Raw genomic sequence first — 20,427 nt, 5'->3', positions numbered from 1 at the left:
GAAGGAGCGCAACAGGATGGCGCACAGCCTGCGCGGACGGCTGCTGTGGTGGCTGCTGCTGCCGCTCGCGGTGTTCGTGCTGATCGCCGGCGCGATGTCGTACGACACCGCGCGGACCACGGCCGGGCTCGTGCAGGACAGCGCGCTCGTCGCGTCCGCGCGCACGATCGGCGAGGACGTCGAATGGCGCAACGGGCGGCCGGTCGCCGATGTGCCGCCGGCCGCGCTGGAGATCTTCGAATCGCCGTCGCAGGATTCGGTGTTCTACAAGGTGATCGACGGCCACGACCGCCTGCTGGCCGGCACGCCGGCGCTCGCCGTGCCCGCGCGGCACGGCGTCGAGCCGACGCTGTACGACACGTCGCTCGACGGCGTGCGGCTGCGCGCGGTGGCCTACGATCGCCAGCTTTACGACGAGGGGCAGATCGAGACGGTCACGGTCGTCGTCGCGAAGACGACGCGCTCGCGCAACGCGATGGTCGCCACGATCTGGCGGCCGCAGCTCGTGCGCCTGTCGCTGATGCTGATGCTCGCGGTGGTGCTCGTCTACCTCGGCCTCACCTTCGAGCTGCGCCCGCTGATGAAGCTGAAGGACGATGTCGCCGACCGCGGGCCGATGGAGCTGGAGCCGATCCGCCCCGAGCGGCTCCAGCACGAGCTGCGGCCGATCGTCGACGCGATCAACCAGTGCATCGCGCGGCTCAACACGCATACGGCCACGCAGCGCCGCTTCATCGCGGACGCCGCGCACCAGTTGCGCACGCCGATCGCGGTGCTCGACACGCAGATCCAGTACGCGCAGCGGCGCGGCCACGACGATGAGGAACTCGCGTCGGTGCTCGACAGCATGCAGCGCAGCAGCCGCAAGATGGCCGACGTGACCGACAAGCTGCTGCTGCTCGCGCATGCGGAAGCGACGCCGTCGACGCTCCTGACCCATCGCGTCGATCTCGCGGCCGTGGTGTCGAGCGTGCTGGAGGAAACGATCGTGCTCGCGCAGCGGCGCGACATCGACCTCGGCGCCGATCTCGGCGAGCGGCTCGACGTCGCGGGCAGCGACAGCCTGCTGACCGCGCTGGTGATGAACCTCGTCGACAACGCGGTGCGCTACACGCAGCCGGGCGGCTGCGTGACGGTCGCCGCGCGGCGCGACGGCGACGCGATCGTACTCGACGTGGTCGACAACGGCCCCGGCATTCCGGCCGAAGCGCGGCCGCACGTGTTCAAGCGCTTCTACCGCGTGTCGTCCGACACCGAGGGCTCGGGCCTCGGGCTCGCGATCGTCCGCGAGATCGCGCAGGCGCACGGCGGCAGCGCGTCGCTTGCGCCGGGGCCCGGCAATCGCGGTATCGTTGTGACCGTACGGCTGCCCGCCTACGATTGAAGAGATGCCGTCATGAAACTCCTGCTGGTCGAAGACAACGCCGAACTCGCGCACTGGATCGTGAACCTGCTGCGCGGCGAGGATTTCGCAGTCGACAGCGTCGGCGACGGCGAACGCGCCGACACGGTGCTGAAGACCGAACGCTACGACGCGGTGCTGCTCGACATGCGGCTGCCCGGCATCAGCGGCAAGGAAGTGCTCGCGCGGTTGCGGCGCCGCAACGACAACGTGCCGGTGCTGATGCTGACCGCGCACGGCTCGGTCGACGACAAGGTCGACTGCTTCGGCGCGGGCGCCGACGATTACGTCGTGAAGCCGTTCGAGTCGCGCGAGCTGGTCGCGCGGATTCGCGCGCTGATCCGCCGGCAGGCCGGCGTCGGCACGGCGCAGCTCGTGTGCGGCGATCTCGTCTATGCGTTCGGCACGCGCGAATTCCGCTGCGGCGAAACCGTGCTCGCGCTGCGCCGCCGCGAGCACGCGATCCTCGAAACGCTGATGCTGCAGCAGAACAAGACGGTGTCGAAGGCGCGGCTGATGGACAGCGTGTTCGCGCTCGACGACGAGCCGAGCGCCGACGCGATCGACATCTACATCCACCGGCTGCGCAAGCATCTCGCGGGCAGTACGGCCGAGATCATCACGCTGCGCGGGCTCGGTTACATCCTGCGTGCGAAGAGCGCGCACGACTGACGGGCGCTCTTTCTCCGCCCTTTACATCGATTCGTATCACGAAACGCCTCCGGAAACCCGGCAGGCGAGCATCCGCGCGCCTGCCCGATTCGCGATTGTTGCGCGTTCGGTGTTTTCACCGATCCGATTCTTGCGTCCGGGAAAGCGTCGTGAAGGATTGCACCCTCTACGATGCTACGCGTCGGCCCTCTCGCTGTGGCCGGCAAGAGTCGGCATACATTGCGTACTGCCAACGACCAGATTTCAATGCGGCAGCTCGGAGGAGACGATCTTGAAACGAAAAACCCTTGCCCTTTCCATCGCGGCGGCTGGCCTGTGCGCCGGCACCCAGGCGCATGCGCAGTCGAGCGTGCAGCTCTACGGCCTGATGGACCTGAGCTTTCCGACCTACCGGACCCACGCCGACGCGAACGGCAATCACGTGATCGGCATGGGCAACCAAGGCGAGCCGTGGTTCAGCGGCAGCCGCTGGGGCCTGCGAGGCGCCGAAGACATCGGCGGCGGCACGAAGATCATCTTCCGCCTCGAAAGCGAATTCGTGGTCGCGAACGGCCAGATGGAAGACGAAGGCCAGATCTTCGACCGCGACGCGTGGGTCGGTGTCGAGGACGAACGTTTCGGCAAGCTGACGGCCGGCTTCCAGAACACCATCGCGCGCGACTCGGCGGCGATCTACGGCGACCCGTACGGCTCCGCGAAGCTGTCGACCGAGGAAGGCGGCTGGACCAACTCGAACAACTTCAAGCAGATGATCTTCTACGCGGCCGGCCCGACCGGCACGCGCTACAACAACGGCATCGCGTGGAAGAAGCTGTTCAGCAACGGCATCTTCGCGAGCGCCGGCTACCAGTTCAGCAACTCGACGCAGTTCGCGACCGGCTCCGCGTACCAGGCCGCGCTCGGCTACAACGGCGGCCCGTTCAACGTGTCGGGCTTCTACAACCACGTGAACCACGGCGGCTTCAGGAACCAGACGTTCTCGGTCGGCGGCAACTACACGTTCGACATCGTGCGCCTGAACGCCGGCTACTTCCGCTACAACGGCGACCAGGGCGCGCTCGGCCAGCGCCACGACGATTCGTGGACGGTGTCGATGAAGATCGCGCCGAAGGGCGCGCTCGACTACGAGCTCGGCTACCAGCAGATGCGCATCAAGAACGCCGCGAACAACGCGGACGGCTTCACGCCGAACGCGAACCTCGGCGCGTTCAGCCTGACCAACGGCGTCGCCAACGGCTTCAAGGAGACGATCTACGGGTCGGTGTTCTATCACCTGAGCAAGCGCACCGAGGTGTACCTGGCCGGCGACTACATGAAGCTGCATGGCGGCTACACGGCCGCGTCGACGTTCGGCGCGAAGAACCAGCTCGAGCTGACTTCGGGCGTCCGTACGCGTTTCTGATCTCGGGGCCGGCCATCCGGCGCGGGGCCCATCGGGCCCCCCCGCCGTACCCTCCGTCCGGGATTTCTCCATGCGGGCACGCCGGCGCTTTGCGCCGACCGTGCCCTTTTTTTCGTCCTTTCCGCGGTGCCGCGTGACGCCCGCGAAGTGGCTGCCGGCCGGCCCGGGCGAGAACCGGCCCGAAACCGCTTGCGGCCCGTCCGGCGGGCGATCGCGGCCGATGCACGTACGTTCGGCCCACATCGGCGCTTGACCTGCGCCGACCGACTCGCTAGCGTTTCGGGTTTGCCCGGGCGGCCATTGCCGCCGGTGCCGTGAGCACGCCCGACGTCCTGGCGCGCGCGGCCGGGCTCCGATGGAAAAGACGATGCAGAAACTCGATGCGGCCAGCCCGCAGGCGATGTCGACGGATTTCACCGCCGACAACGTCGCGCGCCTGAAGGCGCTGTTCCCCGAACTCGTGACCGAAGGCCCCGACGGCGCGTCGGTCGACGTCGACGTGCTGAAGGCGCTGATCGGCGAACGCACGGTCGGCGACGCCGACGAGCGCTACGGCTTCCACTGGCACGGCAAGCGCAGCGCGCGCCAGGCCGCGCTCACGCCGTCGACGGGCACGCTGCGCCCCTGCCCCGACGACAGCGTCGCATGGGACGACACGCGCCATCTCGTGATCGAGGGCGACAACCTCGACGTGATGAAGCTGCTGCACAAGAGCTACGCGGGCAAGGTGAAGCTCGTCTACATCGACCCGCCGTACAACACGGGCAGCGATTTCGTCTATCCGGACGACTTCAGCGACAGCATCCGCCACTACCTGGCGATGACCGGGCAGACCCAGGGCGGCGCGAAGCGCAGCACCAACACCGAGGCGAACGGCCGGTTCCACACCGACTGGCTGAACATGATGTATCCGCGCCTGAAACTCGCGCACGCGCTGTTGTCCGACGAAGGGCTGATCGCCGTGCACATCGACGAGCACGAAGTGCATGCGCTGGTGCTGATGCTGCGCGAGATCTTCGGCGAGGAGAACGAGCTCGGCGTCGCCGTGTGGGACAAGCGCAACCCGAAGGGCGACGCGCGCGGCGTCGCGTACCAGCACGAATCGCTGGTGCTGTTCGCGCGCAACGCCGAGACGCTGCTCGAACAGGCGCCGCTCAAGCGCCCGAAGCGCAATGCGCAGCGCATGCTCGATGCCGCGCATGACGCGGTGTACCGCAGCGGCAATGCGAAGGACGCGCAGAAGGCATACCGCGCGTGGATGAAGGCGCAGACCAACCTGTCCGGCGGCGAAGTGATGTACGACCGGTTGTCGGAAGACGGCCGCGTGTACCGCCTCGTGTCGATGGCATGGCCGAACAAGAAGAAGGCGCCGGAAGAATATTTCACGCCGCTGATCCACCCGGTCACCGGCAAGCCGTGCGCGATGCCGGCGCGCGGCTGGCGCAACCCGCCCGCGACGATGCAGGCGCTGATCGAGCGCGGCCAGATCGAATTCGGCGCGGACGAAAGCACGCAGCCGCAGCGGATCTACTACCTCGACGAGAACATGTACGAGAACGTGCCGTCGGTGCTGCCGTTCGCCGGCTCCGACGACGCGCTGCTGAAGACGCTCGGGATCCCGTTCGACCTGCCGAAGCCGGTCGATTTCGCGGCGGCCGTGATCGGCTGGTGCACGCGCGGCGACGACATCGTGCTCGACTGCTTCGCGGGCTCCGGCTCGACCGGCCACGCGGTGATGCAGGTGAACGCGACCGACGGCGGCGCGCGCCGCTATGTGCTCGTGCAACTGCCCGAAGCGCTCGACCGCCGCGACAAGACGCAGCAGAGCGCGGCCGATTTCTGCGCGAAGCTGAAGAAGCCCGCGACGCTCGCCGAAGTCACGAAGGAGCGTCTGCGCCGCGCCGCGCAGCAGGTCGCGCGCGACTATCCGGAAAGTTATGGCGACCTCGGCTTCCGCGTGTACCGGCTCGACACGACCAACGTGATCGAGTGGGATCCGCGCCGCGACGACTTCGACCATGCGCTCTTCGCGTCCGTCGAGCACGTGAAGACCGGCCGCACCGAGGACGACCTGCTCGCCGAGCTGACGCTGAAGCTCGGCCTCGACCTGTGCACGCCGGTCGAGCATCACGTGGTAGCCGGCAAGACCGTGCACCTGATCGGCCGCTCGATCGTCGCGTGCTTCGATGCGCGCATCTCGCGCGACGACGCGGGCCCGCTCGCCGACGGCATCGTCGCGCTGCTCGACGCGAGCGGCGCGTCGCATGACGTCACGTGCCTGTTCCGCGACAGCGGCTTCGTCGACGACGTCGCGAAGCTCAATCTCGCCGCGCTGCTCGAACAGCACGGCGTGAAGCGCGTGCGGAGCCTGTGATGCGGCTGCATTTCGAAGCGGATCTCGACTACCAGCGCGACGCGATCGACGCCGTCTGCGACCTGTTTCGCGGCCAGGAATCGTATCGCGGCGACTTCAGCGTGCTCGCGAACGCCGCGCCCGGCACCACGGCTGCAGCGCAAGGCTCGCTCGGCTTCGCGGTATCGGAACAGGGCGTCGGCAACCGGCTGTCGCTGACCGACGACGCGCTCGCGCGCAATCTCGCCGACGTGCAGTTGCGCGGCGGGCTGCCGCCGTCCGGCCTGCCCGGCTCGCGCGACTTCACCGTCGAGATGGAGACCGGCACCGGCAAGACCTACGTGTACCTGCGCACGATCTTCGAGCTGAACCGTCGCTACGGCTTCACGAAATTCGTGATCGTCGTGCCTTCGATCGCGATCAAGGAAGGCGTGCACAAGACGCTCTCGATCACCGAGGATCACTTCCGCGCGCTGTACGCGGGCGTGCCGTACGACTACTTCCTGTACGACTCCGCGAAGCTCGGCCAGGTGCGCCACTTCGCGGCGAGCGCGGCGATCCAGGTCATGGTGATGACGGTGGCCGCGATCAACAAGAAGGAAATCAACAACCTCTACAAGGACAGCGAGAAGACCGGCGGCGAGAAGCCGATCGACCTGATCCGCGCAACGCGGCCGATCGTGATCGTCGACGAGCCGCAGAGCGTCGACGGCGGGCTCGAAGGCCGCGGGCGCGAAGCGCTCGCCGCGATGGCGCCGCTCTGCACGCTGCGCTATTCGGCGACGCACGTCGACCGTCACCACATGGTGTACCGGCTCGACGCGGTCGACGCGTACGAGCGCAAGCTCGTCAAGCAGATCGAGATCGCGTCGGCGATCGTCGAGGATGCGCACAACAAGCCGTACGTGCGGCTCGTCGGCGTGTCGAACCGGCGCGGCGCGATCAGCGCGCGCGTCGAGCTCGACGTCGCGACGGCGGCCGGCGTGAAGCGCCAGATCGTGTCGGCCACCGACGGCGACGATCTCGAACGCCTGACCAAGCGCGCGCTGTACGCGGGGCTGCGGATCGGCGAGGTGCATGCACTGAAGGGCGCCGAATACGTCGAGCTGCGCCATCCGGAAGGCGAGGCGTTCCTGTCGCTCGGCGAGGCATTCGGCGACATCGACACGCTCGCCGTGCAGCGCGAGATGATCCGTCGCACGATCCGCGAGCATCTCGACAAGGAGCTGCGCCTCGCGGAACGCGGCGTGAAGGTGCTGTCGCTGTTCTTCGTCGATTCGGTCGAACGCTATCGCCGCTACGACGAGAACGGGATGCCCGTGAAGGGCGACTACGCGCTGATCTTCGAAGAGGAATATGCGCGTGCGGCGCGCGTGCCGGCCTACCGGGCGCTGTTCGACGGCGTCGACGTCGCGCTCGAAGTCGGGCGCGCGCACAACGGCTACTTCTCGATCGACCGCAAGGGCGGCTGGACCGACACGAGCGAGAGCAGCGCCGCGGCCCGCGAGAACGCGGAGCGCGCGTACGGCCTGATCATGCGCGAGAAGGAAGCGCTGCTGTCGTTCGACACGCCGCTGAAGTTCATCTTCTCACACTCGGCGCTGAAGGAAGGCTGGGACAACCCGAACGTGTTCCAGATCTGCACGCTGCGCGACATCCAGACCGAACGCGAGCGCCGCCAGACGCTCGGCCGCGGGCTGCGCCTCGCCGTCGACCAGGACGGCGAACGCGTGCGCGACGCGGGCGTGAACACGCTGACCGTGATCGCGACCGAGCGCTACGAGTCGTTCGCGGAAAACCTGCAGAAGGAAATCGAAGCCGATACGGGCATTCGTTTCGGGATCGTCGAGGAGCACCAGTTCGCGGCGCTGCCTGTTCAGGAAGGCGACGGGCCCGCGCATGCGCTCGGCATCGAGCTGTCGCGCGTGCTGTGGAACCATCTGCACGAACAGGGCTACGTCGACGCGCAGGGCAAGGTGCTCGACCGGCTGAAGGATGCGCTGCGCCAGAGCGCGCTCGTGCTGCCGGGTGCGTTCGAGATGCTGCGCGCGCCGATCGTCGCGACGCTGCGCAAGCTGTCGGGCCGCTTCGCGGTGCGCAACGCGGACGAGCGCCGCGCGATCGCGCTGCGGCGCGATGCGTCGGGCAAGGCCGTCGTGTTCGGCGAGGATTTCCGCGCGCTGTGGGACCGTATCCGCCATCGCACCGTGTACCGCGTCGAGTTCGACAACGCGAAGCTCGTGCGCGACTGCGCGACCGCGTTGCACGACGCGCCGGACATCGCGCGCGCACGGCTGCAGTGGCGCAAGGCCGAGATCGACATCGGCAAGGCCGGCATCGAGGCGATCGAGGTGGCCGGCGCCGGCACGGTGCTGATCGACGAAGGCGAGCTGCCGCTGCCCGACCTGCTCACCGAACTGCAGGACCGCACGCAGCTCACGCGCCGCTCGCTCGCGACGATCCTGGCCGACAGCGGCCGGCTCGACGATTTCCGCGTGAATCCGCAGCAGTTCATCGCGGTCGCGGCCGATGCGATCAACCGCTGCAAGCGGCTCGCGCTCGTCGCGGGCATCGCGTATCGCAAGCTCGGCGAGCGCCACGTGCATGCGCTCGAATCGTTCGAGAGCGAGGCGCTGACTGGCTATCTGCGCAACCTGCGGCCCGATGCACGGAAGTCGATCCATGAAGCGGTCGTGTGCGAGACGGACGCGGAACGCGCGTTCGCCGATGCGCTCGAAGCGCACGACGGCGTGAAGCTGTACGCGAAGCTGCCGGCGTGGTTCCGCGTGCCGACGCCGCTCGGCAGCTATCACCCGGACTGGGCCGTGCTCGCGGAACAGGACGGCGGCGAGCGGCTGTACTTCGTCGTCGATACGCCGAATGCGGACGGCAACGTGCCGAGCGAGCACGAGCGCGCGAAGCTCGCGTGCGGCGAAGCGCATTTCCGTGCGCTGGTGGGCGGCGACGGCGCGGCGCGCTTCGTGCGCGTCAGGCAGGCGGACGCGTTGTTCGAACCCGCGGCGCCGCTGGCGAGCGCCGGGCGCTGAAATGAAGGGCGGCGAAGGGTGACGATGAGCCGCCCCAGACTGCTGACGAACCCCACGTTTTTCGGAACGTGGGGTTTTGTTTTTCCAGGACCGGGTCGCAGGATCGCGCAGAGCGAGCAGATCGATCTGCTGCGCAAACGGCTTATGAGGCGAGTTTTTTCATGGATCGGGCTGTGCGCCGGCACCCGTGCGATGCCCGCTCCCGGCGTCGATTTCCCGCCGGTTATCCGCGTGAAAGCGATTTGTATTCTTGCGCGTTTGCGGCGCGGTTACGGCTGGTTGCAAATCGGGTCGGCACGATGTTTTTGCGCGACAGCGGCATTGCGTTGCCGCAATGAAAAAGGGCGCCGAAGCGCCCTTCCATCGCATGCCGCGCCGCGCTTACAGCGTGCGGCCGAATGCGTTGTGATGCGAATGATGCGTGGACGTCGACGCATGCGTGGTGTGGCCATGCATATGCCCGTGCGTGTGACCGTGGCCCGGCTGCGTGCCGGCGCGATCGGCGATCGTATCGGAGCGGTCGGCCGCGCGCGCCAGGCCCTTGTCGCGGTCGCCCGCGTGCACGCTGTTCGAGTTGCTCAGCGCCGAGCCGCTCATGTGGCCAGCGGACATCCCGCCCGCGTTGCCGCCGGAGCCGCCTGCGCCATGACCGCCACCGTTGCCGCCGCCATTGCCGCCGGCAGCCGCATACGCGGAAACCGTGCCGAGCGCGAGCAACGCGGCGGTCAGTACGGACAGGTATCGTTGATGTTTCATCTTGTGCTCCCTGGAGCGCGTTTGTGTGATTGCATTCTAGGAACGCGCACGATTCGCGCCACACCACGTTGTAAATGATCGTAACGATGCGGGCGGCGCCCATTCGTCAGATCAAACCGGATGGCGCCGCAATCCTGTCATGCGTGGTCGGAACAACGAAGCAGGCAGTCGCGGCGCCGCAGCGCCGCTCCGGTGACGATTGCGCTTACTGCGCCGGCTGCATGCCCTGCGCGGCGGCCTTATGCTGCGCGGCCTGCTCTTGCGCGTGCTTCTTCGCCATGTGGTGGCCGACGATACAGCCGCCGACCGCACCGGCGACGGCGTGGTGCCCGGCGTAGTGGCCGGCAACACCGCCGACCACCGCGCCCTTCATGCAGCCCGCCGCGTGCGCGCTGCCGATCGTTGCGAGCGCAACGATGGCGGCAGTGGCGCACAGCCTGATGTGTCGAATGGGCATCATGTGTTCACACTCCTCTTGTATTGATTATTCGAACCGCTTATTCGCACCGCTCAATCCCAGCGGCCGCCGCGCCAGCCGCCGCGATCGCGCCACTCGTGCTCGCGCCATTCACGGCGGCGCCACTCGTGTTCGCGCCATTCGCGCTCACGCCAGCCATCGCCGCGCCAACCGTCATCGCGATAGCCGACCGGCGCGTACATGACCGGCGGAGGCGGAGCCACGTAGACGGGCGCCGGGGCCGCGTAGACGCCCGGCACGCCGATGCCGACCGACAGGTCGACGTGGGCCGATGCGACGCCCGAGGTTGCCAGCGCCGCTACACCAAGAACTGCACCGAGAATAAGTTTCTTGCTCATCTCGCGACTCCCTGCACGTGTCGTGCGTCATGTGAATACGGTTCGGAGTCTAGGCATGGGGCGCCGACACAGGTGAAACCGGTATGCGAGACCGGTAACGGACGTTTACGGCCATCCGCAAAGCCTTGCGGGACAAGGGAGAGGCGGCATTCCAGCACCGTTGCAACGGTGCATCGAGCCGGTAAAGGGGGATTTTCGGCACGAAACCGGGCGATCGGAACGCGCCGGTGTGCCCGGGGTACGAACCGCCCGCACCGTGCGCGAGCGGTTCGCCGGAGCGGGCGCTACGCGCGGATATCGTCGACGCTGCGCAGCCAGTGCACGCTGAACAGGTTGTCCGCGTCGGTCCACACGGTATCGGGCTCGAATCCTGCGCGGCGCGCGATCGCATGGAAGCCGTCGATCGTGAACTTGTGCGAGTTCTCCGTGTGGATGCGCTCGCCGGCTTCGAAGCGGAACGCGTGGCCGCGCACGTGCACGGTCTGCGCGATATCGCTGACGAGATGCATCTCGATGCGCTGCCGCTCGCCGTCGTAGAACGCGCAATGCGAGAACGCATCGAGATCGAAGTCCGCGCCGAGCTCGGCGTTCGCGCGCGCGAGCAGGTTCAGGTTGAACTGCGCGGTCACGCCCTGCGCGTCGTTGTACGCGTGATGCAGCGTGCGCTCGTCCTTCACGAGATCGGCGCCGACCAGCAAGCCGCCACCGCGCAGCAGCCGCGCGGCATCGCGCAGGAACGCGTCGGCCTCTTCCGGCGAGAAGTTGCCGATCGTCGAACCCGGAAAGAAACCGATGCGCCGCCGTGGCGTCGCGGTCAACTCGGCCAGTTGCTCGGCCTTCGTGTAGTCGGCCGCGATCGGCGCGACGTCGAGCCACGGATAGGCCGAACGCAGCCGCGCGGCCGCGCCGTGCAGGTAGTCGGCCGAGATGTCGACCGGCACGTAGCGCGCCGGCGCGTTCGCGTAGTTGCTCGCGAACGCGTCGAGCAGCACGCGGATCTTCTCGAGCGAGCCCGCACCGAATTCGACGATGTCCGCATGCGGGCCGACACGCCGCACGATCTCCGCCGCGCGATCGCGCAGGATGCCGAGCTCGGTGCGTGTCGGGTAGTACTCGGGCAGTTCGCAGATGCGGTCGAACAGCGCGGAGCCGGCCGCATCGTAGAAGTATTTCGGCGGAATGCTGCGCGGCGTGCGCGACAGTCCGTCGATCAGGTCGCGCTCGAACGCGCTCGGCCGCGATTCGCGGGCGGGTTGCTGGCCACCGCTCGTGGCCGCCTGGTCAGACGTCTCGCGCAAGTCGCACCCCCGTGAACTGCCAGCGCGCGGCCGGCGGAAAGAAATTGCGGTACGTCGGCCGTTCGTGCCCGGGCGGCGTCGCGATGCTGCTGCCGCGCAGGACCTGCTGGCCGACCATGAACTTGCCGTTGTATTCGGCCGCGACACCCGCGAGCGGCCGAAAGCCCGGATACGGCTCGTAGGACGAACGCGTCCACTGCCACACGTATCCGAGCATCTGCCTGATGCCGTCCGCCGCAAACGCGGCTTCCCATTCGAACTCGGTCGGCAGCCGCGCGCCGGCCCATTCCGCATACGCGGCCGCTTCGTAGAAGCTCACGTGACACACCGGTGCGTCGGGCGCGAGCGGTTCGACGCCGTGCAGGCCGAACGTGCGCCGGACGCGCGTGGCGGCCGCATCGTCGTCGTCGGGCATCCAGTACGCGGGCCCTTGCCACCCTTCCCGCTGCACCGTCGCCCAGCCGTCCGACAGCCAGAATTCGGGCCGCGTGTAGCCGCCGTCGGCGACGAACGCCGCGAATTCCGCATTCGTCACGAGCCGGTTCGCGATCTCGTATGGCCGCACCAGCGCCGTATGGCGCGGCCGTTCGTTGTCGAACGAGAACGTATCGCCGTCGTGGCCGATCTCGACGAGCCCGCCCGGCTGGTGCAGCCAGTGCTGCGCACCGGCATCGCCCGCAGCCATCGCGCCCCCGTCGATTCGGTCGATCTCGTTGCGCGGCCGGAATGCCGGCTTCAGCGGATTGCACGAGAACGCATGCAGCATGTCCGTGACGATCAGCTCCTGGTGCTGCTGCTCGTGATGCAGGCCGAGCTCGATCTCGGGCGCGATCACCTCGAGCAGCGCCGCATCGGCACCGGCCAGCGCGCGCAGCATCGCCTCGTCGACGTGCTGCCGGTACGCGCGCACCTCGTCGAGCGACGGACGCGTGAGCAGCCCGCGCTGCGGCCTCGGATGGCGCGGGCCGAGCGCTTCGTAATAGGAATTGAACAGGAACTGGAAGGCGTCGTTGAACGGCGCGTAGCCGGGCACGCGGCGCATCAGCACGACGGTTTCGAAGAACCAGGTCGTATGCGCGAGGTGCCATTTCGTCGGGCTCGCGTCGGGCATCGACTGCACGGCCTGGTCTTCGGCGGATAGCGTCGCGGTCAACGCGACGCTATGGGTGCGCACGTCCTGGAAACGGCATTGAAGCTGTGATGCATGGAGGCTCATCGGTTTACCGTTCACGTCGCGATTCGCTGCGTTGCGTTGCCGGAAAAGGGAAAGCCTTGCGCGTGATGCGCGCGGCTGACGTGCGACCTACTGCTGCGTCGTCGGACAGCCGGCGCGCGCGCCGGGCCGCTGATGCGGCTTCACTTCATCTGCCCGTGCAGAACAGTATGGTCCAGAAATGTGAATGCTGCGAATCGGGATGCCGATGAAACGCGGTCGAAAGACAAATGAAAGTGTTGGCCGTGTGCGTGTCGCGTGCGTGACAGACCGTCGAGGCATGCCGGGACGCGGCCGTGCGGGCGCGCGCAACGCGCATGCCGGCGGTTGCGGCTACTGACGGCCCATGACATCCGCGCGGCGACCGTGATGGCTCGGTGACGAGCGGATTCGTCTGAGAAACGCAACCTGCGCGGTCATCGCCCCCGGTTGCCGGTTATCGGACTGGATCGGCGCCGCCGGCTGCTCCTGATCGTCGGTGCGCGTCCAAACCGCCCCTCCCTTCTCCCGCGAGCCGTATCCATACGCGCTCCGGAAAAATTTTTTGTGTCGATGTCACACCTGCGGGGGGCTCGCTCGTCATATCACCGGAACCCACACGAAAGGAGAAGGAACCATGACTGCGAAACTCAATCCGTTTGCCGCCGCGCCCGCGCTGATGAAGAACTGGATGACCGTGTCCGTCGCCGCCGCCGGGAGCCTCGAGCCGACGCTGATCGAGCTGGTCAAGATCCGCGCATCGCAGATCAACGCGTGCGCGAACTGCATTAACATGCACACCGCCGAGGCGCGTGAGCAAGGCGAGACCGAGCAGCGCATCTACCTGCTCTCCGCATGGCGTGAAGCGCCCTGCTATACCGACCGCGAACGCGCGGCGCTCGGCTGGACCGACGCGCTCACGCGGCTGTCCGAGGGCCACGCCGCGCACGAAGCGGCCTATGCGGCGCTGAACGACCACTTCAGCCAGGAGGAACAGGTGAAACTCACGCTGATGATCAACGTGATCAACGGCTGGAACCGGCTCGCTGTCGGCTTCGGGCTGTGGATCGAGCCGGCCGACGCGAAGGCCGCTGCCGCGAAGATGGTGGCCTGATGACGCACCTCGATCCGGCCAAGGGCAGCGCCGAAGAACGGGCCGACGCGGCCGCGAGCTTCGACCCGCTGCGCCGCACGCTGATCCGCGTCGCGTACCGCATGCTCGGTTCCGTCGCGGATGCCGAGGACATGGTGCAGGAGGCGTTCATCCGCTGGATGGACGTCGACCGTACCGACGTGCGCGTGCCCGAGGCGTTCCTGCGCCGCATGGTGATGCGCATGTGCCTCGACCAGTTGAAGTCCGCGCGGCACCAGCGCGAGACCTATATCGGCCCGTGGCTGCCCGAGCCGGTTGTCGAGGAAGATGAACAGGAGGACGTCACGCTGCCGCTGATGCTCGCGCTCGAACGGCTCTCGCCGCTCGAACGCGCGGCGTTCCTGCTGCACGACGTGTTCGGCCTCGAGTTCGACGAAGTCGCCACGACGATCCAGCGCGACCCGGCCGCGTGCCGGCAGCTCGCCGCGCGAGCCCGCACGCACGTGCGCGAGGCGCGGCCGCGGTTTCATGTCGAGAAGCAGCGCGGCATCGAGCTGGCCGAGGCGTTCTTCGCGGCATCACGCAGCGGCGACATGCGCGCGCTCGGCGCGATGCTCGCCGAGGACGTGAGCCTGCATTCGGACGGCGGCGGCAAGCGCTCGGCCGCGGGCAAGCCGGTGTTCGGCTTCGAGCACGTGATGAAGGTGCACGAATACCTGGCCGGACTGTTCGCCACGCATGCGTCGAAGCTCGTGCGCGCGGGGTTCATCAACGGGTTGCCGGGTTTCGTTACGCTGGAATCGGATGGCGAGCTGCAGACGACGGCGCTCGAGATCGAGGACGGGAAGATCGTCGCGATCTATGTCGTGCGGAATCCTGACAAGTTGAAGCATTTGCATTGAGGGTGACGCGGGGGGCGTCGCGTGTCGTGCACGTATGCGAAGTTGCCCTCCGCCCGCTTCCCGCCTATCTCTTCCTGCTTCTCCGCCCTGCTTTGCCGATCGTCGGTTGTCGCTGTTACTGCGTCGCGACCATGACGTTGTGGATCATGACCATCAGTAAACCGAGCTGCGGCGTCGCGATGGCGAACCCGGTTGCCGCAAGCCAGTTCGTGCCGCCTTGCGCTTCAAGCAGCGCGAGAAACGATTGGTTCGACGTCGCGTTCGGGCGCAGCTTTTCGATGTTGCGTTCGACGTGCGTCTTGTAGATGCCGTTCCCGCACCAGCCGAGCGCGACCGCAATCCCGATGGTGACCGGATCGATCGTGCTCGATTCGAAGTATTTCGGGAAGTACAGCAACTCGACCAGCGTGATGCCGAGCGTGACGCCCAGCACGGCGGCCGCCTGCCAATACATGCATCGATACGCCATCCAGACCGGGCCCAGGAAGCACGCTGCCCAGTTCCAGGACTGCCGGTTCTTGCGCGATGCGGCGATCTCCCACTTTCGTTCGAACCACGGGGCTTTCTTGCCGACATAAGCGGCGATTTCGTCGTTGCTCGCGGACGATGCGGTGGTCGTGACCTCGGACATGGTCGTTTGCTCTCAGTCGCGCGAATCGCGCGTTGTTGTTTTGATGCGGTTTGGGTGCGCCGGAAATCGGGCGGCTTGCGGTGCAGCGCGCTTCGATGCGCACACGATTCTACTCGGTGTGTATTGCTGGTCGGGATGCCGATGAGGATGCGATGCCGTGGATCGCGTGCAACGCATCGGGGCAGCATGCGTTGTCTCGGCCGGAAAAAGAAAAACGCCACGCGAAGTTGCCGCGTGGCGTTTGTATGTTTGGCGAGCCGGATTGCCTGTAGGCAATTCGCGCTGCCGACCCCTTCATTTTGTTCGTTGGTAGGCTCGATTGGATTCGAACCAACGACCCCCACCATGTCAAGGTGGTGCTCTAACCAACTGAGCTACGAGCCTAAGAAGCCGCGAATTATAGAGACGGTTTTCGCAGAGCACAAGCCCCTTTGTGAAAATTCTTTGAATCGTGGGGCGTGCGGTCTTGCTGCTTGCTGCGCGTGCCTGATGTCTGGTGTCACAGCGAAACGCGTCGGCACAGCGAGGTTATCCACACGCCCCTCTGGATAACCGTCCTGCAAGCCTCTGGATTCACAGTGGAGCGATTGAGGATATGTCGTCGCGGCTGTGAATCGACGAAAAGTTGTTCTGTGCTCCGCGGAGCTGTTCACGTGACACGCCCATGGTTATGCATCCTGCTTCGTGTTGAAAATTCAGTGCGTTACGGAGGTTATCCACTGTGAGGCACAGGGCTTGTTAACTATCACTACGTATGTATACGAACCCTGTTAACACCTTTGGATAAGCACAGTCCGCCGACTGTGATCCGCTCAGGATATGCACTGCGTGCGGTGAATGGATAGACGAAGCTGCAAGCTGTGGCGCGCATCGGATGATGCGCGAGCCGCTGTATCTGTAGAATCGCCGGCATTCAGGATACGAGGGCCTGGCGCACGGGCTCACGGCACATGGCCGATTCTTCGTTGATCCGACTCGACGCGCTCGATATCGATGCCGTCGTACACCGGTTGCAGCAACACCCGGGCGACATCGTGTTTGAGCGGCGCGTGTCGATCCCGGAAGCCGATGTCTTGTGTTGCCGCTACAAAGGCGAACGATTCAACGTGAAGTTCGATCTCGACTACGGGGTGTTTGTCGATCATGTCGGCGAACTGTCCGACGAAGACTTCGCGGAGATCGTCAGATGGCTCACTCTGGGCGAGGCGATCGATGAAGACACCCGTCAATGAGACGCTTGTGATGGATATTGCCGGCGATGTCGCTGTTGTCGTGACGGATGTGGCGGCCGTCGTCGAGGCGCTGGTGCGGCTGGGCTTCGCTCGAGTGTCGTGCGACGTGGGTACCGTTCGATTGCGTGGCGCAGTCCGGAGCAATACGTCATCGAACAGCATTGATGCGATGCTCATATCGCGGCAATACCGATGATGTGCTCGTGACGCGAACGTGCTCAGCCTTCGTTTGTGGATAACCGGCGCGCGAAACGATTCGGAACGCTGTGCGCCCGGCTGGTGAGCGTGTGTTCGGATTGCAAGCTGGGCTCGGATTCCGGCGAACTCGAATGACTGTCGATCGCGTTGTTTTCCAAGACGTAATCGAGCGCTGAAAGTCCATCGCCGTTCTTGCCGCTGTCGCTAGGCGGCATGTGGACAACCCGCACGCCAATCCAGTCGAATCTCTGTGCATTGGATGGGTGAGCGTCTTGTTTTCGACAAGGAGGATCACACCGAATGCCTTGTTTGGCGGGCTTTTTGCCCGAATCGATCGGATGACGTGGAGAATTCGCGGGCGACGCCCCAAGGTTGAATGCGTTGTGGATATCCAGGAACCAACGAACTCGAAACCCTGTGCGCTCAACCGGTGAGAGCAATCGAACCCGGCGCAGGCCCTTCGTTTCACCGGAAGGGTTGTGGATATCGAAGCCCAAAACAACCCGAAATGCTGTGCCGACCAAAGGTGAGCGATTCGATCGATGTGGAGATCCCGCTTCACGACGACTCGAAACCCGATGATTTTAAAGGTGAGGGCGCCGGCGCGGTTCCGATGTGGACAACAGGCCAACAAAGTCACTCGAAACGCTGTGCATTCGAGTGGTGAGCATGCCCACGCTCAAGCTGGCAAAGCCGCATGCCTCAAGGCGCCGGCGGCCACCAACGACCGCCGGCAGGGCGCGCATCGTACCACTCAAGTCTGCTGATCGAGCGCCTGCGCGACCGCTTTCTCCGCGAGACTCCCAGCCGGCCCGACCACCGCATAGTTGAGCCCGTTCGCCGACCCATACCGCGCCAGCAACGCGCCGTCCACGCGTTGCCCGGCCGGCAGCAACCGATGTGCCGATTCCGCTGGCCGGAGATAGAAGCTCAGCGTTCGCCCGGCACCGTCCTCATAGAGCACCATCGCAGCCGTGCCTCCACTGTCCGTCGTGAACAACCGTCCGCCGACCGGCCTGAACCCCGCCGCGCTCAAATCCGGCAGCTTCGCCGACGCGCCCACGCGCCGGGTGAGCCACCCCTGCAAATCGCCCGCACCCGTCGGCCGATAATCGACCTTTGCCGTTTGATCGACCACCATCATCTTGTAGGCCTCGACCGCATCGCTCATCGGCGCGACAGCCGGCGCCGCGTTCCACCCGCGCGCCTGCCACCCGCCGAACGTCCCGAGCCCGACGCAGAACACGAACGAAGCCGCCATCGCAAACCGCATCCGCGTGCGTTCCGCGCGCCGTGCGCGAATCGCCGCCGGATCGAGCGCCGGGTTGTCCGCCGGCATTCGCACGCTCTCCAGCGCCGCCCGCAACCGCTGCGCATCCTGCTGCCATTGCTTCACCTGTTCCGCGCGCTCCGGATGCAGCGCGAGATAACGCTCGACCGTAGCGCGCGCATCGTCGTCGAGCTGGCCGTCGACATAGGCCTGAAGGTCGTGTTCGTTCGGAGGCGTGTTCATTTCTTCATCAATCGCAGAGAAGGAGCGGGAAGCTCGCCGTCGCTGAGCTGGCGCAGCGCCTGGCGCGCGCGGGAGAGCCGCGACATCACGGTGCCGATCGGCACGTCGAGCAGGTCGGCGACTTCCTGATAGGTGAAGCCCTCGACCGCGACGAGCAACAGCAGGCTGCGTTGCTCGTCGGAGAGGCGGCCGAACGCTTCGAGCGTCGCGCGCGCCGCGAATTCGCGTTCGGCGGACGGCCAGTGCGCTTCGTCGTCGTCCCGAATGCGGCCGAGCAGCCACGCGTAGCGCTTCGCGCTGCGTTTGCCGTCGAGAAACTGCCGGTAAAGGATTGTGAAGAGCCAGCTGCGCAGCGACGCGTCGTCGCGGCGGCTCGTCCAGCGCGACAGCGCGCGCTCGAGCGTCGACTGGACGAGATCGTCGGCCGCGTGGACGTCGCGCGCCAGCCAGAGCGCGAAGCGTCGCAGCCTGGGGAGGAGTTCGCGCAACGCTTCGTCGTCGAGGGCGGTGGAGGGCATGGCCGGGCCGGTTGCCGAAGGGGTCGAGATGCCGCGTAGGACGTCGGTCCGCGTCGATTATTCCATCAAGCATAGGAAAAAATTTTTCGTGGAATAAAGCGGCGCGGGTGGCGTCCTACGCGGGTTCGACAATGATCTGACGATCGGGAGTGCATCCATGAAGCAATCTTCCTCTTCTTCGCCGCAGCGCGAGCCCGGGCGCGGATGGTGGCGCTGGGCCGTGATCGGCGGCACGGTGGCCGGCGTGGCCGTCGCGTTCGGGTATGCCGGCGGGTGGTTCGCGCCGGCGCGTCTGACCCCGCAGCGGCTCGTCGACGCGCTGCAGACCAACAGCGGCATCCATCCGGGCTACCGGCGCAATCACGCGAAGGGCGTGTGCGTGACCGGTTACTTCGAGGGCAACGGGGCCGCGAGCGCGTATTCGGTCGCGCCGTTCTTCAAGGCGGTGCGCACGCCGGTGGTCGGGCGCTTCGCGCTGCCGGGCGGGAATCCGTATGCGCCCGACAGCAGCGTGCCGATTCGCAGCCTCGCGCTGAAGCTCACCGCGCCTGACGGCGAGCAATGGCGGACCGGGATGAACGCGATGCCCGTGTTTCCGGTGGCGACGCCGCAGGTGTTTTATCAGCTGACGGTGGCGACCCGGCCCGATCCGGCGAAGGCGAAGGCGTTTTTCGGCGCGCATCCGGAGACGGCCGCGTTCCTGCAGTGGGTGAAGGGTGCGAAACCGAGCGCGAGTTACGTCACCGAGAGCTATTACGGGCTGAACGCGTTTTACTTCGTCGACGCGGCGGGCAAGCGGCAGGCGGTGCGGTGGCGCGTCGTGCCGGAGCAGACGGCCGGCGCCGGGGACGTCGCGACGGCCGCGGATCCGAACGTGTTGCAGCAGGACGTGACGCAGCGCATCGCGGCGGGTGCGCAGAAGTGGAAGCTGCTGGTCACCTTGGCGGAGCCCGGCGATCCGGTGGACGACGCGACGAAGGTCTGGCCCGCGCAGCGGACGACGATCGATGCGGGCACGCTCGTGCTCGATCGCGTGGAGGCGCAGGACAGCGGGCCGTGCCGCGACGTGAATTACGACCCGACGGTGCTGCCGCAGGGGATTCAGGTGTCGGGGGATCCGTTGCTGGCGGCGCGCTCGGCGGCTTATGCGGATTCGTATCTGCGGCGGACCAGCGAAGAGGCTGGCGTGGCGGGGGTGGCCAAGTTGAGTTCGGAGGGGCGGTGATGAAGATTTCTACGACGTTTAGTCTGCCGGCGAGGGTGCTGCATTGGGTGATGGCCGCGATGATCGTCGCGATGCTGTTTATCGGGGTGGGGATGGTTTCGTCCGTCTCCGAGCGGCATGCGGTTCTGGTGGCGATTCATAAGCCGCTGGGTGTCGCCGTGCTGGTGCTGGTTTGCG

20 protein-coding genes and 1 tRNA gene are annotated in these 20,427 nt (G+C 66.4%); 11 read left to right on the top strand and 10 right to left on the bottom strand.

Annotated features, from left to right (window positions below):
* The first annotated feature begins 16 nt into the window (after nt 1-16).
* From GD429_RS23685 to GD429_RS23665, 5 genes are all read left to right on the top strand, one after another.
* Nucleotides 17-1,384 carry a sensor histidine kinase gene (locus GD429_RS23685; protein WP_152860581.1) on the top strand — a complete coding sequence of 456 codons (1,368 nt, stop codon included), beginning with the start codon at nt 17-19 and terminating at the stop codon, nt 1,382-1,384.
* 12 nt (nt 1,385-1,396) lie between these two features.
* Nucleotides 1,397-2,074 (top strand): response regulator, encoded by a 678-nt coding sequence (locus tag GD429_RS23680; RefSeq protein ID WP_152860447.1) that lies wholly within the window; start codon nt 1,397-1,399, stop codon nt 2,072-2,074.
* Between the two features lie 271 nt (nt 2,075-2,345).
* Nucleotides 2,346-3,476 (top strand): porin, encoded by a 1,131-nt coding sequence (locus tag GD429_RS23675; protein ID WP_152860445.1) that lies wholly within the window; start codon nt 2,346-2,348, stop codon nt 3,474-3,476.
* A gap of 355 nt (nt 3,477-3,831) precedes the next feature.
* Complete coding sequence (locus tag GD429_RS23670) at nt 3,832-5,850, top strand: site-specific DNA-methyltransferase (RefSeq protein ID WP_152860443.1); 2,019 nt, start codon at nt 3,832-3,834, stop codon at nt 5,848-5,850.
* On the top strand, nt 5,850-8,876 hold the full coding sequence (locus tag GD429_RS23665) for a type III restriction-modification system endonuclease (protein WP_152860441.1): 3,027 nt from the start codon (nt 5,850-5,852) through the stop codon (nt 8,874-8,876). Before GD429_RS23670 ends, GD429_RS23665 begins: the two co-directional genes overlap by 1 nt.
* A 381-nt stretch (nt 8,877-9,257) precedes the next feature.
* On the opposite strand, the gene GD429_RS23660 is transcribed toward GD429_RS23665, so the two are convergent.
* From GD429_RS23660 to egtB, 5 genes are all read right to left on the bottom strand, one after another.
* Complete coding sequence (locus GD429_RS23660; RefSeq protein ID WP_152860439.1) at nt 9,258-9,632, bottom strand: hypothetical protein; 375 nt, start codon at nt 9,630-9,632, stop codon at nt 9,258-9,260.
* Nucleotides 9,633-9,837: 205 nt separating this feature from the next.
* Complete coding sequence (locus GD429_RS23655) at nt 9,838-10,092, bottom strand: hypothetical protein (protein ID WP_152860437.1); 255 nt, start codon at nt 10,090-10,092, stop codon at nt 9,838-9,840.
* 50 nt (nt 10,093-10,142) lie between these two features.
* On the bottom strand, nt 10,143-10,448 hold the full coding sequence (locus tag GD429_RS23650) for a hypothetical protein (protein ID WP_152860435.1): 306 nt from the start codon (nt 10,446-10,448) through the stop codon (nt 10,143-10,145).
* Between the two features lie 284 nt (nt 10,449-10,732).
* Nucleotides 10,733-11,746, bottom strand: coding sequence for an L-histidine N(alpha)-methyltransferase (gene egtD / locus GD429_RS23645; protein WP_152860433.1), 1,014 nt, complete (start codon nt 11,744-11,746; stop codon nt 10,733-10,735).
* A complete protein-coding gene (gene egtB, locus GD429_RS23640; RefSeq protein ID WP_152860431.1) occupies nt 11,730-12,962 on the bottom strand; it encodes an ergothioneine biosynthesis protein EgtB in 1,233 nt (410 codons plus the stop codon). The genes egtD and egtB overlap by 17 nt, the downstream gene beginning before the upstream one ends.
* Before the next feature lie 613 nt (nt 12,963-13,575).
* Here egtB and GD429_RS23635 point away from each other — a divergent pair.
* Nucleotides 13,576-14,052 carry a carboxymuconolactone decarboxylase family protein gene (locus GD429_RS23635; protein WP_111015745.1) on the top strand — a complete coding sequence of 159 codons (477 nt, stop codon included), beginning with the start codon at nt 13,576-13,578 and terminating at the stop codon, nt 14,050-14,052.
* A complete protein-coding gene (locus GD429_RS23630) occupies nt 14,052-14,933 on the top strand; it encodes a sigma-70 family RNA polymerase sigma factor (protein WP_152860429.1) in 882 nt (293 codons plus the stop codon). Before GD429_RS23635 ends, GD429_RS23630 begins: the two co-directional genes overlap by 1 nt.
* Before the next feature lie 115 nt (nt 14,934-15,048).
* Here the strand turns inward: GD429_RS23630 and GD429_RS23625 are convergent, their stop codons facing one another.
* Entirely contained in the window at nt 15,049-15,564 is a 516-nt protein-coding gene (locus GD429_RS23625) for a DUF2628 domain-containing protein (protein WP_152860427.1), read from the bottom strand.
* Nucleotides 15,565-15,871: 307 nt separating this feature from the next.
* Nucleotides 15,872-15,948, bottom strand: a tRNA-Val gene (locus tag GD429_RS23620).
* A 566-nt stretch (nt 15,949-16,514) separates the two neighbouring features.
* On the opposite strand from GD429_RS23620, the gene GD429_RS23615 reads away from it, so the two are divergent.
* Both GD429_RS23615 and GD429_RS23610 read left to right on the top strand, forming a co-directional pair.
* Complete coding sequence (locus GD429_RS23615) at nt 16,515-16,796, top strand: hypothetical protein (RefSeq protein ID WP_152860425.1); 282 nt, start codon at nt 16,515-16,517, stop codon at nt 16,794-16,796.
* The gene (locus tag GD429_RS23610) at nt 16,777-16,992 is read left to right on the top strand and encodes a hypothetical protein (protein WP_227791734.1); all 216 of its coding nucleotides are present in this window, start codon (nt 16,777-16,779) and stop codon (nt 16,990-16,992) included. Before GD429_RS23615 ends, GD429_RS23610 begins: the two co-directional genes overlap by 20 nt.
* 22 nt (nt 16,993-17,014) lie before the next feature.
* On the opposite strand, the gene GD429_RS23605 is transcribed toward GD429_RS23610, so the two are convergent.
* The 3 genes from GD429_RS23605 to GD429_RS23595 all read right to left on the bottom strand — a co-directional run bounded on the left by GD429_RS23605 (nt 17,015) and on the right by GD429_RS23595 (nt 19,025).
* Nucleotides 17,015-17,518, bottom strand: coding sequence for a hypothetical protein (locus tag GD429_RS23605; protein ID WP_152860423.1), 504 nt, complete (start codon nt 17,516-17,518; stop codon nt 17,015-17,017).
* A 230-nt stretch (nt 17,519-17,748) separates the two neighbouring features.
* Nucleotides 17,749-18,507, bottom strand: a complete 759-nt coding sequence (locus tag GD429_RS23600) for an anti-sigma factor family protein (RefSeq protein WP_152860421.1) — start codon at nt 18,505-18,507, stop codon at nt 17,749-17,751.
* Nucleotides 18,504-19,025, bottom strand: coding sequence for a sigma-70 family RNA polymerase sigma factor (locus GD429_RS23595; RefSeq protein ID WP_034183763.1), 522 nt, complete (start codon nt 19,023-19,025; stop codon nt 18,504-18,506). Before GD429_RS23595 ends, GD429_RS23600 begins: the two co-directional genes overlap by 4 nt.
* Before the next feature lie 157 nt (nt 19,026-19,182).
* Here GD429_RS23595 and GD429_RS23590 point away from each other — a divergent pair, with 157 nt between their 5' ends.
* Complete coding sequence (locus GD429_RS23590; RefSeq protein WP_152860419.1) at nt 19,183-20,250, top strand: catalase family peroxidase; 1,068 nt, start codon at nt 19,183-19,185, stop codon at nt 20,248-20,250.
* On the top strand, nt 20,250-20,427 hold a 178-nt coding region (locus GD429_RS23585; protein WP_193727177.1), incomplete at its 3' end, for a cytochrome b/b6 domain-containing protein. The genes GD429_RS23590 and GD429_RS23585, both read left to right, overlap by 1 nt.

The organism is Burkholderia sp. BE17, from assembly GCF_009362305.1.
GTDB classification, from domain to species: domain Bacteria; phylum Pseudomonadota; class Gammaproteobacteria; order Burkholderiales; family Burkholderiaceae; genus Burkholderia; species Burkholderia pyrrocinia_C.
This window is presented reverse-complemented; position numbering and strand designations above follow the sequence as displayed.

What these genes read in the sequence shown, in the direction of transcription:
- GD429_RS23685 (WP_152860581.1), top strand. Translation starts at nt 17, where the DNA reads ATGGCGCACAGCCTGCGCGGACGGCTGCTGTGGTGGCTGCTGCTGCCG.
- GD429_RS23680 (WP_152860447.1), top strand. Translation starts at nt 1,397, where the DNA reads ATGAAACTCCTGCTGGTCGAAGACAACGCCGAACTCGCGCACTGGATC.
- GD429_RS23670 (WP_152860443.1), top strand. Translation starts at nt 3,832, where the DNA reads ATGGAAAAGACGATGCAGAAACTCGATGCGGCCAGCCCGCAGGCGATG.
- GD429_RS23665 (WP_152860441.1), top strand. Translation starts at nt 5,850, where the DNA reads ATGCGGCTGCATTTCGAAGCGGATCTCGACTACCAGCGCGACGCGATC.
- GD429_RS23660 (WP_152860439.1), bottom strand. Translation starts at nt 9,632, where the DNA reads ATGAAACATCAACGATACCTGTCCGTACTGACCGCCGCGTTGCTCGCG.
- GD429_RS23655 (WP_152860437.1), bottom strand. Translation starts at nt 10,092, where the DNA reads ATGATGCCCATTCGACACATCAGGCTGTGCGCCACTGCCGCCATCGTT.
- GD429_RS23650 (WP_152860435.1), bottom strand. Translation starts at nt 10,448, where the DNA reads ATGAGCAAGAAACTTATTCTCGGTGCAGTTCTTGGTGTAGCGGCGCTG.
- egtB (WP_152860431.1), bottom strand. Translation starts at nt 12,962, where the DNA reads ATGAGCCTCCATGCATCACAGCTTCAATGCCGTTTCCAGGACGTGCGC.
- GD429_RS23635 (WP_111015745.1), top strand. Translation starts at nt 13,576, where the DNA reads ATGACTGCGAAACTCAATCCGTTTGCCGCCGCGCCCGCGCTGATGAAG.
- GD429_RS23630 (WP_152860429.1), top strand. Translation starts at nt 14,052, where the DNA reads ATGACGCACCTCGATCCGGCCAAGGGCAGCGCCGAAGAACGGGCCGAC.
- GD429_RS23625 (WP_152860427.1), bottom strand. Translation starts at nt 15,564, where the DNA reads ATGTCCGAGGTCACGACCACCGCATCGTCCGCGAGCAACGACGAAATC.
- GD429_RS23615 (WP_152860425.1), top strand. Translation starts at nt 16,515, where the DNA reads ATGGCCGATTCTTCGTTGATCCGACTCGACGCGCTCGATATCGATGCC.
- GD429_RS23610 (WP_227791734.1), top strand. Translation starts at nt 16,777, where the DNA reads ATGAAGACACCCGTCAATGAGACGCTTGTGATGGATATTGCCGGCGAT.
- GD429_RS23600 (WP_152860421.1), bottom strand. Translation starts at nt 18,507, where the DNA reads ATGAACACGCCTCCGAACGAACACGACCTTCAGGCCTATGTCGACGGC.
- GD429_RS23595 (WP_034183763.1), bottom strand. Translation starts at nt 19,025, where the DNA reads ATGCCCTCCACCGCCCTCGACGACGAAGCGTTGCGCGAACTCCTCCCC.
- GD429_RS23590 (WP_152860419.1), top strand. Translation starts at nt 19,183, where the DNA reads ATGAAGCAATCTTCCTCTTCTTCGCCGCAGCGCGAGCCCGGGCGCGGA.